The sequence below is a fragment of the Aliidiomarina celeris genome (genome assembly GCF_003316875.1).
Lineage (GTDB): Bacteria > Pseudomonadota > Gammaproteobacteria > Enterobacterales > Alteromonadaceae > Aliidiomarina > Aliidiomarina celeris.
In genome coordinates, this window is record NZ_QMIL01000001.1 from 762,257 (window position 1) to 779,546 (window position 17,290).

16 protein-coding genes and 1 pseudogene are annotated in these 17,290 nt (G+C 51.7%); 7 read left to right on the top strand and 10 right to left on the bottom strand.

Features of this window, described 5'->3' with window-relative positions:
• Positions 1 to 5: 5 nt before the first annotated feature.
• The 9 genes from DQW12_RS03595 to yoaA all read right to left on the bottom strand — a co-directional run bounded on the left by DQW12_RS03595 (position 6) and on the right by yoaA (position 8,807).
• A complete protein-coding gene (locus tag DQW12_RS03595) occupies positions 6 to 983 on the bottom strand; it encodes a lytic murein transglycosylase (RefSeq protein ID WP_113906464.1) in 978 nt (325 codons plus the stop codon).
• An 11-nt stretch (positions 984 to 994) separates the two neighbouring features.
• On the bottom strand, positions 995 to 1,240 hold the full coding sequence (locus DQW12_RS03600; protein WP_113906465.1) for a YcgL domain-containing protein: 246 nt from the start codon (positions 1,238 to 1,240) through the stop codon (positions 995 to 997).
• Between the two features lie 15 nt (positions 1,241 to 1,255).
• Positions 1,256 to 2,407, bottom strand: a complete 1,152-nt coding sequence (rnd, locus tag DQW12_RS03605; protein ID WP_113906466.1) for a ribonuclease D — start codon at positions 2,405 to 2,407, stop codon at positions 1,256 to 1,258.
• Complete coding sequence (gene fadD / locus DQW12_RS03610) at positions 2,407 to 4,068, bottom strand: long-chain-fatty-acid--CoA ligase FadD (protein WP_113906467.1); 1,662 nt, start codon at positions 4,066 to 4,068, stop codon at positions 2,407 to 2,409. The genes rnd and fadD overlap by 1 nt, the downstream gene beginning before the upstream one ends.
• A 133-nt stretch (positions 4,069 to 4,201) precedes the next feature.
• Positions 4,202 to 5,101 (bottom strand): alpha/beta fold hydrolase, encoded by a 900-nt coding sequence (locus DQW12_RS03615; protein ID WP_113906468.1) that lies wholly within the window; start codon positions 5,099 to 5,101, stop codon positions 4,202 to 4,204.
• The gene (locus DQW12_RS03620) at positions 5,101 to 5,757 is read right to left on the bottom strand and encodes a Slp family lipoprotein (protein ID WP_113906469.1); all 657 of its coding nucleotides are present in this window, start codon (positions 5,755 to 5,757) and stop codon (positions 5,101 to 5,103) included. Before DQW12_RS03620 ends, DQW12_RS03615 begins: the two co-directional genes overlap by 1 nt.
• Before the next feature lie 41 nt (positions 5,758 to 5,798).
• Positions 5,799 to 6,098, bottom strand: a complete 300-nt coding sequence (locus DQW12_RS03625; RefSeq protein ID WP_157957840.1) for a hypothetical protein — start codon at positions 6,096 to 6,098, stop codon at positions 5,799 to 5,801.
• A gap of 21 nt (positions 6,099 to 6,119) precedes the next feature.
• Positions 6,120 to 6,824 (bottom strand): tRNA (adenosine(37)-N6)-threonylcarbamoyltransferase complex dimerization subunit type 1 TsaB, encoded by a 705-nt coding sequence (gene tsaB / locus DQW12_RS03630; protein WP_113906471.1) that lies wholly within the window; start codon positions 6,822 to 6,824, stop codon positions 6,120 to 6,122.
• 54 nt (positions 6,825 to 6,878) lie between these two features.
• Positions 6,879 to 8,807, bottom strand: a complete 1,929-nt coding sequence (gene yoaA / locus DQW12_RS03635; RefSeq protein ID WP_113906472.1) for a DNA repair helicase YoaA — start codon at positions 8,805 to 8,807, stop codon at positions 6,879 to 6,881.
• A gap of 56 nt (positions 8,808 to 8,863) precedes the next feature.
• On the opposite strand from yoaA, the gene DQW12_RS03640 reads away from it, so the two are divergent.
• Positions 8,864 to 10,852: a YfiR/HmsC family protein gene (locus DQW12_RS03640; protein ID WP_113906473.1), complete on the top strand. Its 1,989-nt coding sequence runs from the start codon at positions 8,864 to 8,866 to the stop codon at positions 10,850 to 10,852.
• Between the two features lie 32 nt (positions 10,853 to 10,884).
• On the opposite strand, the gene DQW12_RS03645 is transcribed toward DQW12_RS03640, so the two are convergent.
• Positions 10,885 to 11,157, bottom strand: coding sequence for a hypothetical protein (locus DQW12_RS03645; RefSeq protein WP_113906474.1), 273 nt, complete (start codon positions 11,155 to 11,157; stop codon positions 10,885 to 10,887).
• 376 nt (positions 11,158 to 11,533) lie between these two features.
• Here DQW12_RS03645 and hisG point away from each other — a divergent pair, with 376 nt between their 5' ends.
• The 6 genes and pseudogenes from hisG to hisA all read left to right on the top strand — a co-directional run bounded on the left by hisG (position 11,534) and on the right by hisA (position 17,289).
• The gene (gene hisG, locus DQW12_RS03650) at positions 11,534 to 12,433 is read left to right on the top strand and encodes an ATP phosphoribosyltransferase (protein ID WP_113906475.1); all 900 of its coding nucleotides are present in this window, start codon (positions 11,534 to 11,536) and stop codon (positions 12,431 to 12,433) included.
• Positions 12,434 to 12,435: 2 nt separating this feature from the next.
• Positions 12,436 to 13,743 (top strand): annotated as a pseudogene (gene hisD, locus DQW12_RS13545) (histidinol dehydrogenase); the annotation flags it as partial.
• A gap of 69 nt (positions 13,744 to 13,812) precedes the next feature.
• Positions 13,813 to 14,877, top strand: coding sequence for a histidinol-phosphate transaminase (gene hisC, locus DQW12_RS13550; protein ID WP_269800921.1), 1,065 nt, complete (start codon positions 13,813 to 13,815; stop codon positions 14,875 to 14,877).
• A complete protein-coding gene (gene hisB, locus DQW12_RS03660; protein ID WP_113906477.1) occupies positions 14,874 to 15,947 on the top strand; it encodes a bifunctional histidinol-phosphatase/imidazoleglycerol-phosphate dehydratase HisB in 1,074 nt (357 codons plus the stop codon). Before hisC ends, hisB begins: the two co-directional genes overlap by 4 nt.
• A 2-nt stretch (positions 15,948 to 15,949) precedes the next feature.
• Positions 15,950 to 16,549: an imidazole glycerol phosphate synthase subunit HisH gene (gene hisH / locus DQW12_RS03665; protein ID WP_113906478.1), complete on the top strand. Its 600-nt coding sequence runs from the start codon at positions 15,950 to 15,952 to the stop codon at positions 16,547 to 16,549.
• Entirely contained in the window at positions 16,543 to 17,289 is a 747-nt protein-coding gene (hisA, locus tag DQW12_RS03670) for a 1-(5-phosphoribosyl)-5-[(5-phosphoribosylamino)methylideneamino]imidazole-4-carboxamide isomerase (RefSeq protein WP_113906479.1), read from the top strand. The genes hisH and hisA overlap by 7 nt, the downstream gene beginning before the upstream one ends.
• Position 17,290 lies beyond the last annotated feature (1 nt).

Genomic DNA, 17,290 nt, shown 5'->3' on the forward strand with positions numbered 1-17,290 from the left:
CAAAGCTACCGCCCCATCATAATGCGATCGGCTAAATGCCCCACCACAACTACAAAATAGTTAGACCGATTCCAATCCATCAGAACGTCCCAGTTGTGGTAGCTTAAATACACGCGACCGTCCTTATCGTCAGGAATCACTAAACCAGCTTCAATATCTCGAGTCGGCAAATCGCCACCATCGTAGCGGCGTACGCCCAATGCTTGCCACTCTGCCAAGCTGCGCTTGTTGTTACGGCCTGCTAATTCCGTATCGAAATTCTCTGGCAGGCGCACTTGCCGCCCCCAGGTTTTCGTATTGTCCCAGCCAACACTGGCTAAATAGTTGGCTGCAGAAGCGAATACGTCGCCTTGGCTGTTCCAAATATCAATTTTACCGTCTTGGTCGTAGTCAACGGCGTAGGCTAAAAAAGAGCTCGGCATAAACTGGGTTTGCCCCATAGCACCAGCCCAAGAGCCACGCATTTGCGCCGGCTCAATATGCCCTGCGTCAATAATTTGCAGCGCCTGCATTAACTGCCGCTTAAAAAATTCCTCACGGCGGCCTTCATAGGCCATCGTGGCTAACGCCGACACCACACTAAAATTACCGGTGTAGCTGCCGTAATTGGTTTCTACCCCCCACAGGGCAACAATAAAGCGCGGTTGCACGCCATATTTTTCACCAATTTCTTCTAGCAATTCTCGGTGTTCGTTGTACTTTTCTATACCCTGGCGCACCTTCCAGTCGGGTACAGCGCGCGGTAAATAGGTGTCGAGCGTAATCGTAAACTCGGGCTGGTTTCGGTCGGCGGACACCGCCCGCTGATAAAAACGCGCACCTTCAAACGCTCGCGTCACCGCTCGCTCAGAAATACCCTGCTCGAGAGCTTCTTTCTTAAGTGTTTCCACATAAGCAGGAAAACCCTCTGGGTCTGCTGCATGAGCAACACCGCCGGCGAATACCGCCACGGCCAAACACCAGCTCTTCACTACTCGTTTCATCGTCGGTCTCCTTATACCACCGCGTCGTGGGCCGGTGGCAACTGCAAATAATAACCTTCTTCATTCAGCTGCTCGAGAAGTTGAGCGCCTGAAAATCGCGCAAATTTACGATCTGCTTTTACTAAAATTCGCATCGCCTCTTGGCGCGCGCTAAACAAATGCTGGAGCCCTTCTGGCAATGCTTCAAAGTCTCCGTCTACCGGCATATAAAGATAAGTGTCGGCCTTTCTGGTTGACTTAAATACCACACACAACATGTTTTAAAGTCCTACTTACAAAGAATTTGCGAGCGCTTCGAGTTCCCGCCCTGCCACTTCGTGTCGCCAACTACTCAGCAATTCTGGTTGCGACACTTCCTGCTTTACCGCGTTTGCTGTGTACTGACTCCAAATAAACACTTCATTAATTTGCTTTCGTGAGCCAAGCAAGGTGGGGGCAAGGTTATGAGACTTCGCCCGCTCTGCAATCAAAGCCTTTGCGTCCTTAAACCACTTTTTGTACGCCGGATGATCGTCGAGGCGCGGAATAGCGAGCGGCCACTCGGCTTCTGGCCATGCTTTGCCGCGCTCAATTGCTGCCACAATGTCTTTGCCCCGTTGCCGTAACACCCGCGGATGAATACCTTCTATTTTACTTAACTCGTGCACCGAGCTCGGTTGCCTTAGCGCAATGTCGGTCATTACCGGCTCTTTCAGCAAAAAGGGTAAGGCGATATTCTCTCGCTGCGCCGTGGTCATACGCCATTTGGCCAACTCTGCCATAATGGCGCGTTGCACACCTTTCATATGGGCAAAACCACCCACTTCTCGCCATGCATAGTCTGGGTTAATCACGCGGCTACGCTTTTCAATTTGAAAGGCGCATTCTTGCTGAAAAAAAGCATAAAGCGGCGACTGTTCAATATCTTGCTTAATTTGCGGGAACATTTTCGCCAAATAAAGCGCGTCTGCCGCCGCATAGTCAAGTTGCGCTTGGCTCAGCGGACGCGCCAGCCAATCTGTCCGCGACTGCGACTTGTCGAGGGTTACGCCACACAGCTTTTCAACCAGCCCCGCATAACCAATTTGATTGCCTTCATGCAAAAAAGCCCAAGCAATTTGCGTGTCGAACATGCGCGCCGGCGCCTGCGCTGCAAACTGGCGGTAATGGCCAATAATTTCTAAGTCTTCTCCTGCCGCGTGCATTACCGTGAGCACGTCGTTGCGCGCCAACAATGCCCACAATGGCGACAAGTCCACGCCATTTAGTGGATCCACCAGCACCCATTGCTCGGCGGACCATAATTGTACCAACCCGAGTTCCGCATAAAAGGTTTTTGTACGCACAAACTCAGTGTCTAAAGCGAGCCAGCCGAACTCAGCCGCCTGATCGCAAAACGCCACCAAATCTTTGGTGGCGTTAATCAAACGATAACCTTGGGTCATTATTTCTGTTCGTCTCGTAATTCTCGACGCAAAATTTTACCTACGTTGGTTTTCGGAAGCTCATCTCTAAACTCAACTAACTTCGGTACCTTGTAAGCGGTGAGGTTTTCACGACAGTAATCCCGCAGTTCTTTTTCCTCCAGTGAAGCGTCTTTTTTCACTACGAAGATTTTAACGACTTCACCACTCGACTCATGCGGCACACCAACAGCAGCAACTTCAAGAACCTTTGGATGGCTCGCTACCACGTCTTCAATTTCATTGGGATACACGTTAAAGCCAGACACTAAAATCATGTCTTTTTTACGGTCTACAATACGGAAATAACCATGTTCGTCTACCGTGCCCATATCCCCGGTTGCAAACCAGCCGTCTTTAATCGCTTCGGCAGTTGCTTCAGGGCGGCCTAAATAACCCGCCATCACCTGCGGGCCTTTCACCCACAACTCGCCCGGTTCACCCATAGGTACTTCGTTGCCGTCTTCGCCCACAACCTTTACCTCGGTGGACGGAACCGGTACGCCGATACTGCCGGTGTAATGTTCTATATCGTAGGGGTTCACGGTCACCACAGGGGAACATTCGGTAAGCCCGTAGCCTTCTAACAAGGTGGAGTTCGTTACTTTCTCCCAATGTTCAGCCACCGCGCGCTGCACGGCCATGCCGCCACCTAACGCTACTTTTAACTTAGAGAAGTTCAAGTCGCTAAAGCCTGGCGTGTTCACCAAACCGTTAAAGAGCGTATTAACCCCAGAAATTACTGTAAACTCGTACTTTCCGAGCTCCTTCACAAAGCCCGGCATGTCGCGTGGATTAGTAATCAACACATTCAAACCGCCGTACTTCATAAAGGTGAGGCAGTTCGCGGTCAAAGCAAAAATATGGTAGAGCGGTAACGCGGTAATCACTACTTCTTTGCCGTCTTCAACCAAGGGGTCAACCATTGCCGACACTTGTTCGAGGTTCGCCACCATATTTCGATGTGTGAGCATGGCGCCTTTCGAAACCCCCGTGGTGCCACCAGTATATTGTAAGAATGCAAGATCATCGCCGGTCATTTCATGGCGCGTAAACGACTTCCCTTGCCCTGCCGACAAGGCAGCATTAAATTCAATAGTGTTACTTAAGCTATACGCAGGCACCATTTTCTTCACATGGCGCACCACAAAATTCACAATCCAACGCTTGGGCGCAGGTAACATATCGCCAATCGCCGTTACTATTACTTTATCAAGCGAAACGTCTTGCTGAATTTTCTGTAGCGTAGTGGCAAAGTTCTTCAGAATAACAATGGCTTTCGCTTTCGAATCGTTCAACTGGTGCTTTAACTCACGGGCGGTGTAAAGTGGATTCACATTCACCGCCACCATGCCAGCGCGCAAAATGCCAAATAATGCTACTGGATATTGCAGTAAGTTGGGCATCATCACAGCCACTGCATCACCTTTCTTCAGGCCGATGCTTTGCAAATAGCTGGCGAACTGCGCTGTTAACCGGTCGAGCTCGTTAAATGAAATAACTTGATCCATATTTACGAATGCAGGGCGGTCACCATACTTCTGAATACTTTCTTCGAGAATGTCGACTAACGATGCGTAATGGTCCGGATTTATTTCGCCCGGCACGCCATTTGGGTAACTTTTCAGCCAATTTTTTTCCACAGTGAATGCTCCTGCTTTCCGCTTATTCTTCTATTAGTTTTACTATTTTTATACTATTTAAGGGCTTTTCGAAACCTAGTCACCCTCGATTTTGCAGCTATATTCGCATATCCGACCAGTGAATCCTAGCGGTTCAACCGCTCTCGCGTAAAAACGCGTTCACCTGCTCGGCAACTGCGGCTGGATGCTGTAAATGCAAGTGATGCCCGCCCGGCAACCGTTCTTGTTGTCTTAAATCAACCATCTTTTGCCACCGGTTCAGTGTGTCATGCAGTGATTGAAACCCGCTTTCGCCGCGAATTAACTGCACAGGGCACTCTATACCGGCCATTAAGTCGTCCGCTTGCTCAAGCGTGAAGCGAAACGGTGAACCTAACCGCACACGCGGGTCAACACGCCAACTCCAGCCGCCAGCCACAGATTCGAGGTTACGCTCCACAATGTTGCGTACCAACGCGGGCTCAAGCGCACTCGTTTGCGCTCTCAACGTAATAATACGCTCCAAGTCTGGATAAACGGGTGCTGTTTTTTCAGCTAAACGCAACCGTTCTGTTGCCGCTTTGCGCAATTTCTCCAATGTTTCATTGGCCTCAAAGGTAAGTAAACCAAAGGCCTCTATTAGGGTTACTTTTTCAATTCGCTCAGGGATCACTGCCGCAAGCAATTGTGCTATAAAGCCCCCCATGCTATGCCCCAGTAAGTGCACCTGCTGCCATTGTTGCTGCTCGATCAACGCCACTAAATCCATTACCCATTCAGTAAAATAATAACTACCAGCAATTGGGCGATGGTCCGAGTGTCCGTGCCCCGGCAAGTCAAGAGCAATCACCGGGCGCTCGGTTAAATACGGCAACAATGGCCAAAAACTGGCGCAATTGTCGAGCCAGCCATGAAGGGCGAGTGTTATTTTTTCAGATTGGTGAGGGGTAGAGTTGTTCGTTTCAGCGCGGTTGATTTTGCTCACTCCGTTCGCGTTTGCGGAGCGCACACCGACCAGTCGCATCCCTGCGACTTTGTACTCAACAGCCTGCATTAGTTTTCCTGTTGGCGCCGAGTGCTTGGCGGTTTACCTTGGCTGCGCGCGCCGCGCTCAAGCGCTGGCTGCGACTGTTGGTTACTGCTTGCTGGCTGCGACCCTATAAAAGGATGTGGCGAGCGATAAATACGGGTAGGCCGATAGAAAGGTTGGCGATAATAAAAATGCCCTGGCGAGTACAGCAACACGTCGACCCGCGTAGACTGCTCCTCTTCGCGCCATAAATGTACGCCCGAAGCAGCGAGCATTGGAAATTCGTATTCAAATTCACCTATGGTACCGGCCTCAAGCCCGGTAAAGGTGCCATAGGCAGTAATCGAACGCCCTTGTGCGTAGATTTCAGGGTCGAGAAACTCATTTACAACCACACGAAACCGACCTTGGCTGCGGTCGGCAATAATAGGCCTACCGGTTCCCCGTAGTTCAAAGTGAACAATTTCCAGTGTCGAACTGTCGGCGCTGTGGGTAACTTCGGCAATTACACCGCCCCAGCGCGCCGGACTGCCAACACTGGTTTCTGCGCTGTGAGCAGCTTGACTATAGCTCACCGTGTTCGCACCGTCGCCGCGAATATCTTCCGGTAACCTTGAGGCGCAGGCCGTGAGGCTCAGAGCTAAGGTTATGAGCGCTAGCTGTCGAATTATCGTAAACACTGGTACCTCCTACAAGCAAAAGCTTGTTTGTGCGCATTCGGTTAGGCGAAAGTATCTACACCTACCATTTGCTGAATCTGGTCGCGCCGCTCAAAAAGTGCGACTTGTTGATACTGCCCGATGGCCTTGCGTTGTGTATCCGCTGGCTCGTCGTAACTCAGTTCTTGCCGTTCTTGCACTGCTGCTTCAAACTCAAGGCCACTGGCTTTACGCATCGGCCCTTGGGCATTTCCCGATGCATCATTTTTACTACTGTTTGCCGGCTGTGGTTGCATCGATTGTGGTTGCACAAAAGGCGCGGCTTGGTTTGCAACACTACTGTTCGTAATTATGCTACTCATACTCACCATTCACACATTTGGCTAATCTCGGCCCGGCAACTTCTGCCAGGTTACTTCGTTGCGCACATAATGCACCTCGAACGCCGTAGCGGCAATACCTTGCCCAGCTTCAAATTGAGCCCGCCCGTGAGTGAGCATGTCTTCAGCATGAGGAAACCATACGCCACCGTCTTGCCAACGTGGCCCCGGCAAGGCGGCTTCTAGTGCGGCCGCGTACGTTTGCCAGCCAGTGCCAACCCGGCACCACGTACCTTCGGCTTGTTGCCCTTCAACATCCATCTGTACGGTTTCGGGAGTGCACACACGCTCTTCATGCCTTGCAACCATCAGACCGGACACACAATGGTAAGTTCCCCAGTAAACCTCGCCCATACGCGCGTCAATAGCAGCCGCAACCTGCTCTGCCGCGCACAACCGATAAGCTCTTTGTGCCATAGCTTGTAAGCTGGATACACCCACTACAGGTAAATTTTTGCTAAAAGCTAAGCCTTGGCCAATACTGGCGGCTATTCGAACACCGGTAAAACTACCGGGGCCACGGCCCAACACAATACCGTCGAGTTGCTCCAGCGTTATGCCCGCCTCTTGTAATACGTCGCGCACAAACGGAAGGATTAAATCGGCATGTTGCCGTGGCGCCTCTTGGCCTCTAGAAATAATCCGTTGGCCGTCGCTATAGGCAACTGAACAAAACTCAGTGGCGGTGTCGAGTGCAAGTAAATGCAAGGGAGTGCCTCATTCTGTAACTGCGAAACAAGCGGCTATTTTATCAGATTTTGCTTATTCTGCATTGCTTGTTGGGGTTTTCTGCAAAAATGCTATGGCCTCGGCCAAACTGCGCGTACGCGCCATGGGTGGCAAACTGGCGAGAAAGGTTTTGCCATAGTTGCGTGTTACCACTCGGTTATCGCAAATAATTAACACCCCTTCGTCGTTCACCGACCTGACTAATCGCCCCGCGCCCTGCTTCATGGCAATAACCGCTTGTGGCAACTGCACCTCTTGAAACGGGTCGCGGCCTTGGCGCCGACAGTCTTCGACGCGCGCCTGTAATAACGGATCGTCCGGTGAGGCGAAGGGCAGTTTATCAATAATAACGCAGCGTAAGGCTTGGCCGGGTACGTCTACACCTTCCCAAAAAGAGCTGGTACCTAACAAAACGGCGTTGCCCTCTTCACTAAAACGCGCCAACAACTCCCGTTTTGAGGTACTGCCTTGCACATAGAGCGTTCGGTCGACGCGATCGTGCAAGCGTTTGGCTACCGCTTGCAGCATTCGGTGGCTGGTAAACAACACAAACGTTCCGCCATGGTTTGCAGCAACCACTTGCTCCACAATATCGGCCAGCGCGGTAAACATTTCGCGCTCATGGGGCTCTGGCAAATAACGTGGCATACAAAGCATGGCTTGTTCAGCAAAGTTGAATGGACTTTCAAGTTGTAGAGTTTTGGGTTTGTGCAAACCCAAACGCGCATTAAAGTAATCGAAACTGTGGTCAACCGTGAGCGTAGCCGACGTAAACACCCAGCGCGCTTCCTGATCGGCCATAGCTTTGCCAAAAGGCTCGGCAACCGACAAGGGTGTTCGGTGAAAGCTCACATGCCGCGGGCTGCTCTCATACCAAAAACTATACCCGTTACGGGCCGTGGTAAACACGAGCTGCCAGCGTTTGCGCAACAATTCAAGGCGCTCAATACACTGATCTAGGCCCTTGTCTCGCCCCACTAAGGTTTCACAAATACGCGTCAGCTGTTCAAGCTTTTCTTCCAATGCTTGCACTGCTTTTGCAACTTCGTCACGCGCTAAAATTTGGCGCGAATTGCCGCGCTCGGTGTCGAGCGGAAATTGCAGCCGCACTTCTTTGGCAAAGCGCTCTACCTGCGTAGCCATTTGCGACAAAGCGCGCGCGTCGCGTACCGCCGTATGATAAATCACCTGTAAATCACGACACAGCTCGGTAATTTGCCGCGTCGATAAGGTTTCGCTGAAATACTGGCTGGCAATTTCGGGTAATTGGTGCGCTTCGTCGAACACCACTAAATCGGCTTCGGGAATAAGCTCACCAAAGCCCGTGTCTTTTAACACCAAATCGGCACAAAACAAGTGATGATTGACCACCACAATGTCCGCTTCCAACGCTTCTTTTCTCGCCTTCACCAAATAACAGTCTTCGTAGTGTTTGCAGTCGCGCCCTAAACAGTTATCTTGCGTGCTCGTTATGCGTGGAATGATAACCGCGTCTTCTGGTAAAGCCGACAATTCGCCGATGTCGCCATGCTTAGTGCGGTTGGCCCAATGCCTTACGGTTTGCAACTGCTTCAGCGCGTCTTCGTGCGCGTCGCCTGGGTGCGCGCTAAACTGTTCGAGCCTTAATAAGCAGAGGTAGTTCGCTCTACCTTTCAGTAGCGTTACAATTTTTCCTGGCGCCAGCACTTCGCGCAATCGTGGCATGTCACGGTGGTAAAGCTGCTCTTGCAAATTACGCGTGCCAGTAGACAGAATTACTTTGCCCGACTGCAGCAGAGCCGGCGCTACGTACGCAAAGGTTTTGCCGGTGCCGGTTTCCGCTTCTACTACCAACTGCTCACCCACGGTGGTGAGGTCGGCAATGGCGCTGGCCATTTGCTGCTGTGCAGGGCGCGGCTGAAAGCCAGGCAAGGCTTTACTCAAGGCACCGTCGGTGCGAAATACATCAGCTATTCGAGTCATAGACAATTGTGGTAGGATCAGTTCGGTTCATCATTGAAAGGCACAGGGTTACACGCATGATTGCTCGCTGCAAGCAGCTTGTTATTGGTTTTTGGCTTATTTTAACATGCCTCGGGTCGGTAGGCGCGGTTGCGGCCATGGATATTATCGACATCAGCGACGAAGAATTACGTGCCGCCTATCTTACAACAGTAACACGCTACGTAACTTGGCCAGACGAAAGTGGCCGCAATACACTGGTTATCGGTGTTATGGACGCGCCTGAAGTTTACAATGTTTTGCGTAGCTCGCCGCCCACTCAAGTGCGCGGCCTTACCATTGAAGCGCGAGAGATCAGTCGCGTTACCCAAATTACCGACGTTGATGTGCTGTATGTGGGTCCTCGCGCACTCTCTCAACTCGGCTCTATCGCTTCGTCAGCGCGCAATAATCAGATTTTAGTGGTGACTGAAAGCTCGCCCGTACGCGAAGAGCTTATGATCAACCTGCTGCCAGCCGAAAGCTCGTCAGAACTTAAACGCGTGGCTTTTCAAGTCAATACCGATCGCATTGTCGAGGCCGGTATGCGCCCCTCTAACGAACTCTTAATGCTCGGCGGTGTGGAGCTCGAAGCAGTTGTCGCGTACCAACGTGGCCAGCGTGAATATGCAGAGCTGCAGCAACAAGTAAGCCAAATAGAGTCAAACTTGAGCGCGCGTGATCAAGAGTTACGACAAAGCCGCGAACGCATTGCCATGCTAGAAGAAGCAGTGGCCGAACGCGACTCTGTGTTGCGTGCGCAAGCAGGTACCCTTGAAGATCGCCAACAAGTGATGGATTCTCAGCAAGCCACGTTGAATCGGTTATTGCGCGAACTCGACGAACAGCGCCAACGCCTCTTTGTGCGCGAAGAGCAATTGGTGCAAATTCAGCAACAGCTCTACAACTCGGAACAAACCCTGCGCCGACAACATCAGTTATTGACCGAACGAGAGCGCCAGCTCGAACAAAAGCAACAAGAAAGTGACGCGCTGACTCAGCGCATTGCGCTCAATCGTGCCACACTGGCGAACCAACAAAATATTTTACAGGAGCAGCGCGAGGCGATTGCTGAGCAATTAGAGTTGCTCGAGCGCCGAGAACGCACCATAAACCGCCAACGCGAATACTTAATTTATGTGGGTATTGGGCTGTTTGTCGCACTCTTTTTTGCGCTCTTAAGTATTGCGCTTTACCTTAAGAAACGAAAAACAGCAGCAGAGCTTATGCACACCCTAAATGAGCTGCACAATGCGCAAGATAAACTTGTGGAATCAGAGAAAATGGCGAGCCTAGGTAATCTTGTTGCTGGTGTTGCCCACGAAGTGAACACTCCGCTTGGCGTTGCACTCACTGCCACGTCGATGTTGAATGACCGTCGAGAACACCTAAAAGAATTGATTGCCGACAACCAGTTAACCAAAGAGCAGCTGAATAACTTTTTAAACAAGGCGCAAGAGTCGCTCGATCTCACCGAGAAGAATTTAAGCCGAGTGGCACGGCTTATTAGTAACTTTAAACAAGTTGCCGTAGACCAAATGATTACCGAGCAACGTGAAATTGACCTCGCCACCTACTTAGAAGAAGTCATGTCGACCCTTTCTATTGAATTGCGCCGGGCTGGTGTCGACTACAAAATTCGCGTTGAAAAAGATATACAGATGGTCACCATTCCGGGCGCTATGGCGCAAATTATTACCAACCTCACGACCAATGCGATTCGCCATGCCTTCGAGAACCGCGAGGGCACCATTACCATTGAAGCGAAAATGATACAGGGTGACAACGTGCGCCTTACCTTCAGCGACGACGGGTTGGGCATGAGTGACGACACCCTACCGAAAATCTTCGAGCCGTTTTTTACCACCAAGCGTAATGTCGGCGGCACTGGCTTAGGTATGCCCATTGTTTATAATTTAGTAAGGCAAAAAATGCAGGGCGACATTAGCGTAAAAAGCAACGAAGGGGCTGGCACGCAATTTATTCTCACATTCCCTCGCGTATTGCGCGCTAAATCCATCGAGTGAACACAGAATAGCAACGCGGCGCCGAACAATTGCTAGGCGTACGTGTCGAGATTTTGGCCTTTGTGATCATCGGGATCAGGCTCACTGTCTTGCTTTTGTTGTTTCGACCGCTGCTTACTCTGCTGTTGTTGCTCTTTCTGCCGCTCTTCAACACGCGCATGCTGTGTTTCGCTCGCGTCGTCATCTTCAGAAATTTCTTTTATTTTCTGTTTTTTTTCCAACTGCACCACACGGTCGGTGTCGCTGTTTAACTTCACCGACGTATTTCTCGGTAAGAGCGGAAAAATAAAGTCCTGACTCGCCATCACACTGCTCCTGTATTTATGCCCACCTTCTCCTATTATCGACCGAGTTGAACAAAAATTAAACACAATCAGAAGAACCGAGGTGATTAGCCGTTGCGAGCCGGTTTATGCTCTGGTAGTATTTATACAACTCAAGCTTAAACACGCAACAACATAGCGACACAAAAAGGCTTTTACGATGAATTGGCTATACAACTACAGCTGCAGCGCTGCGCAAGCAGTGAACAAAGCAAATATGCACCATCATCATCATCCGAATTAGCGGCCTTTTCGTTATTGTGAAAGGTCCAAACATGTGGTGCCTTTCAGGAAAACTTTAATCCCCCCGGAAGCGTAACCACTCCCGGGGGGATTTTGATTTTAGAGGACAAAAAAGATGACAACGACCGGAAGACTAACCATCGCCATGCAGAAATCAGGGCGACTCAGTAAAGAAACTCTTAGTTTGCTCGAAGCATGCGGTATTAAGTTCAATTTACACGAGCAGCGCCTCATGGCACACAGTACGAGTCACCCGGTAGATCTACTGCGTGTGCGCGACGACGACATTCCAGGTTTGGTCATGGACGGCGTAGTTGACCTTGGCGTAGTAGGCGAAAATGTACTTGAAGAAGAGCGTTTAGAGCGTGAAATTAAACGCCAACCGAGTGCTTTTAAATCGCTACGCCGGCTCGACTTTGGCTTTTGTCGACTCAGTATTGCCACGCCAAAAGAAGGCGACTACCAAGGTTTAACAAGTATGGAAGGCAAGAAGATTGCCACCACCTATCCGCGCCTTACGGAAGACTTTTTGCGTCAGCAGGGAGTGAACGCAAAAACCGTAATGCTTACAGGCTCTGTTGAAGTAGCCACCCGCGCCGGCCTTGCCGACGCCATTTGCGACCTTGTTTCTACCGGCGCAACACTTGAAGCCAACGGTTTAGTGGAGCAAGACGTTATTTTTCGTTCACAAGTGCAGCTGATACAACGCAGCGACACCCTCGACAGCAACAAACAAGCCTTGGTTGATAAAATTCTAACCCGCTTAGACGGCGTGCAACTGGCCAAAGAAAGTAAGTACATTATGCTGCATGCGCCAAAAGCCAAACTGGCAGAAGTAGAGCGTATTCTCCCCGGCGCAGAACGGCCGACAATTTTGCCACTGAGCCACACGAATGAGCAGGTGGCCGTGCACGTGGTGAGTACCGAAAACCTGTTTTGGGAAACCATGGAACAACTAAAAGCTTTAGGCTGTAGTTCCATTCTTGTGATGCCAATAGAAAAAATGTTGGGGTAACCATGAACCAAACCATTCCTACCGCCGTGCGTTGGCAGTCACTCACCCCGCCAGAGCAAGCCGCGCGGCTCGCACGGCCGGTGCAAAGAACCAGTGCGGAGCTGAGTGCGCGGGTCGCCGACATTTGTGCCACAGTGCGCGAACGCGGCGACGCGGCACTGCTCGACTACACTGCGCAATTTGATCGGGTTAACCTGACCCAAGTGGAACTGCCACAAGAAACCTTCGCCGCCCTTGCCGAAAGTGCGCCAGCGGCAGTCAAAGCAGCGATTGATCAAGCGTACAGCAACATTCGCGCTTTTCACGAGGCGCAAAAGCCAGCCAATGTGCAAGTGACCACGATGCCAGGTATTGACTGTGAACTGCGTTACGCGGCCTTGGAAAAAGTAGGGCTCTATATTCCCGGCGGTACCGCTAGCTTACCCAGTACCGTGTTAATGCTTGGTGTGCCGGCACAAATTGCCAACTGCCCTGAACGTATTTTGATGAGCCCTCCGGCAGCCGACGGCACCCTTACTCCGGCTATTTGCTATGCGGCGAAAAAATGTGGCGTAACCCGTGTCTTCTTAGCGGGCGGCGCGCAAGCCATTGCAGCGCTTGCCTTTGGTACCGAAAGCATTCCCGCGGTCGACAAAATCTTCGGTCCCGGTAATATCTATGTTACCGAAGCGAAACAACAAGTAAGCCAAGTGGCTGGTGGCCCTGCTATTGATTTACCCGCCGGCCCCTCGGAGCTTTTGGTGATTGCCGACGACAGCGCGGAACCAGCTTTTGTGGCTGCCGACTTACTCTCGCAAGCAGAGCACGGCGCCGACTCGCAAGTCATCTGCCTGTCGCCGTCTGCAGCTTTGCTCGAAAAGGTCCGCACGGCACTGGCCGAACAACTCGCCGCCCTGCCGCGCGCAGCCATTGCCAGTAAAGCATTGCAAGCGAGTAGTTTGATTCTCACCGAAGATATGGCTGAAGCCGTTGCCATTAGCCAAGCCTATGCACCCGAGCACTTAAGTATTCAGGTGAGCGACGCAGAGCCCTTAGTGGCACAGTTAACCCGCGCCGGCTCGCTTTTTGTGGGCCACTACACACCCGAATCGGGCGGCGACTATGCCACCGGCACCAACCATGTGTTGCCCACCTACGGTTTTGCACGTAATTACAGCAGCCTTGGTTTACTCGACTTTTATCGCCGCTACACGGTGCAGTCGGCCACAGCCGCTGGCTTACAGGCTTTAGGGCCAACCATTGTCGCCCTCGCCGGGGAAGAAAAACTCGACGCTCACTTACGCGCGGTTTCGCTGCGCTTGGACAGTGAGCGTTTTCAGCGTGACATCGCGACCGAGCAGCCGCAGACCGCAACCACAAGCAACCTACTACGCCCGCACTTGCGCAACATGACACCCTATGCGTCTGCCCGCCGCAGCATGAGCGGTGGCAACCTATGGTTGAATGCCAACGAATCACCCTACAGCCGCGACTACATGGTCGACAGCCAATTTTTGAATCGTTACCCGAACTTTCAATCTCGCACGCTCAACCACGCCTACGCCGATTATGCCAAGGTAAAGTTTGAACAAGTGATGAGCCATAGAGGCAGCGACGAAGGCATAGAGCTGTTGATTCGTGCATTCTGTACCCCGGGCCAAGACGCCATTTTGACCTGCCCGCCCACCTATGGCATGTACAAAATCTCGGCACAGCTGAACCAAAACAATACCGTTGAAGTACCACTCATCGGCGACGGTCAGCTGGACTTCGATGGCATTGCACAAGCGCTGAATAACAACGCTATTAAAATAGTGTTTCTGTGTAATCCGTCTAACCCGTTAGGCAATACCCTCCCCCGTAGCGCGGTAGAACAGGTACTGGAGCTGTGCAAAGGTAAAGCCTTGGTAGTCTCCGACGAAGCTTATATCGAATTTGCGGAGCAGTCAGGGGCACAGGTGTCGGCAACCGACTTACTGCAGAACAATCCGCATTTGGTGGTTTTGCGAACTTTGTCGAAAGCCTTTGGTTTAGCCGGTGTTCGGGTTGGCTTTACCTTAGCCAATGAAGCGCTCATACAAGCGCTGGTGCCAGTGCTTGCACCTTATCCATTGCCGGCGCCCAGCCTGCAAATCGCTGAGCAAGCGCTGACCCTCGACGGGCAAATTGAACTACGCCAAAACGTTATTGAAATTTGCGCCGAGCGCGATATGCTAGCCCGCGCACTTACCGGCTATGGTTGGGTAAAACGAGTTTACCCCAGCGTCACCAACTTCATACTCTGCGAAGTAACAAACGCCGAAGCCGTTATGCAACACTGTATGCAAGCGGGAGCGCTGATTCGTAATCAGTCAAGCCAACTCGGGTTAGCCAACTGTGTACGCATTAGTGTTGGCAGCCCAGAAGAAAACAGTGAACTTATCCGTATTTTGGATTTATATCGTGCCGAGGAGATACCAGCATGAGTAACGCCCGCCCTATTCTTTTTATCGACCGCGACGGCACCTTAATTGAGGAGCCCGCTGTAGATAAGCAGGTCGACTCCTTAGCCAAACTCGTATTCGAACCGAATGTTATTCCGGCCCTATTAGCCTTGCAAGCCGCAGGTTTTGAACTGGTAATGGTGAGTAACCAAGACGGTTTAGGCACCGACAGCTTTCCACAGGCCGACTTCGACGCGCCGCATAATGCCATGATGGCTGTTTTTTCCAGCCAAGGCATAAGCTTCGCCAATACTCTCATTTGCCCACACTTTGAGCACCAAAACTGTAGCTGTCGCAAACCTAAACTCGGTCTCGTTAAAGACTATTTACAGCAAGGAGCTGTCGACTTTACTCGTTCCTTCGTGATTGGCGATCGCAGCACCGATTTACAACTCGCCGAGGCGATGGGCATTCGTGGACTGCAGTATAACCGTGAGACGCTGAACTGGAATGCCATTGTCAACCAGCTCACTCGTGCCGACCGGAGCGCAGAGGTGGTGCGAAAAACCCGCGAAACCGAAATTGAAATTAAGGTGAATCTGGACCAACCCGGCCCGCTTGTCTTCCACACGGGCATTGGCTTTTTCGACCACATGCTCGAGCAAATCGCGACCCACGGCGGCTTTTCGTTACAAGTAAACGTGCAAGGCGACCTCCATATAGACGACCACCACACGGTAGAAGACACCGCTTTAGCACTTGGAGAAGCCTTACGTCAGGCGTTAGGCAATAAACGCGGTATTGGCCGTTTTGGCTTTGCTTTGCCTATGGATGAGTGTCGCGCGGAGTGTTTGATCGACGTTTCGGGGCGCCCGTGGCTTGAATTCAATGCCGACTTTAGCCAAGCCAAAGTGGGTGAATTGAACACCGAAATGGTCTCTCATTTCTTCCGCTCACTGGCTGACACCATGAAAATCAGCCTGCACCTGAGCACCACAGAAGGCAACAGCCACCACCAAGTGGAAAGCCTGTTTAAGGTGTTTGGTCGCGCCCTACGCCAAGCCATTCGCAAAGAAGGCAATGAAATGCCGTCGAGCAAAGGGGTGCTGTAAGCATGCGTTTAGCCATTGTAAATACCCGCTGTGCGAACTTAGCCTCGGTTAAGTTTGCCTTCGAGCGCTTAGGCGAAACACCCATTATTACCGCCGACGCCAAGGTGCTTGAGAACGCCGAGCATGTAGTGCTGCCGGGCGTAGGAACAGCAGGCGAAGCCATGCGTGCGCTTGAGGAATTGGCCATTGTAGAAACTCTGCAAAACCTTTCCCAACCGGTATTGGGTATTTGTTTAGGCATGCAGCTACTTACTCGCTCTTCCACAGAAAGCCGCCAACAACCAGTGCCTTGCTTGGGGCTCATTGACACCCAGGTGAACCGGCTCGTTAGCAAAGACCAACTGCCATTACCGCACATGGGCTGGAACCAAACGAGCGTGAGCGATCACCCGCTGTTTAAAGGCCTCGATAACCCGTGGTTCTACTTTGTGCACACCTACGCCGCACCAGTGGGGCCAGCGACTATTGCCGAATGTGAATACACCCAAGCCTTCTCGGCGGCCATTGCCCAACAGAACTTCATGGGCGTTCAATTTCACCCGGAACGCTCGGGCCCCGACGGTGCTAAAGTGCTGAAAAACTTTATGGAGCTTACATGTTAATTCCCGCACTCGATCTGATTAACGGTCAGGTTGTTCGCTTGCTGAAAGGCGACTTTAACCAACAAACCGTCTACCACAACAACCCCGTAGAAGTGGCCCAAAGCTACCAGCGCGCCGGCGCTGAGTACATTCACTTGGTTGATCTTGACGGCGCCCGGGATCCGAACCAGCGCCAGCTCAAGCTGCTCACCCGTATTACCGAAGAAACGGGCTTACCCGTGCAAACCGGCGGTGGTGTGCGTACGCGTCGTGACGTTGAACAGTTGCTTGGCAGCGGCGTTAAACGTGTCGTCATCGGCTCACTTGCGGTCACCGACCCGCGCACCGTGCTGGCTTGGATGAACACCTTTGGTCCCGAAGCCATTGTTCTTGCTCTCGACGTAAATATTGATGAGCATGGCGAGCGCTGGTTGGCCACTCATGGTTGGCAACAGCAGTCCAGCGTTACCCTTGAGGCCTGTTTGCAACCCTTCGTGGCCGAAGGCTGCACGCATGTATTGTGCACCGACATTAGCCGCGACGGCACTTTAGCCGGCAGCCATGTGGAGCTCTACCGAGCACTGAAACAAGATTTCCCGAGCGTTCAATGGCAAGCGTCTGGTGGTGTGGCTTCGCTCAACGATCTCACTGCCCTGAAAGCCGCAAACTGCGACAGTGTTATTCTGGGTAAAGCATTGCTTACCCAACAATTCACCCTCGAAGACGCGCTCGCCTGTTGGGCGCAATCAGTCGGAGCTTAGT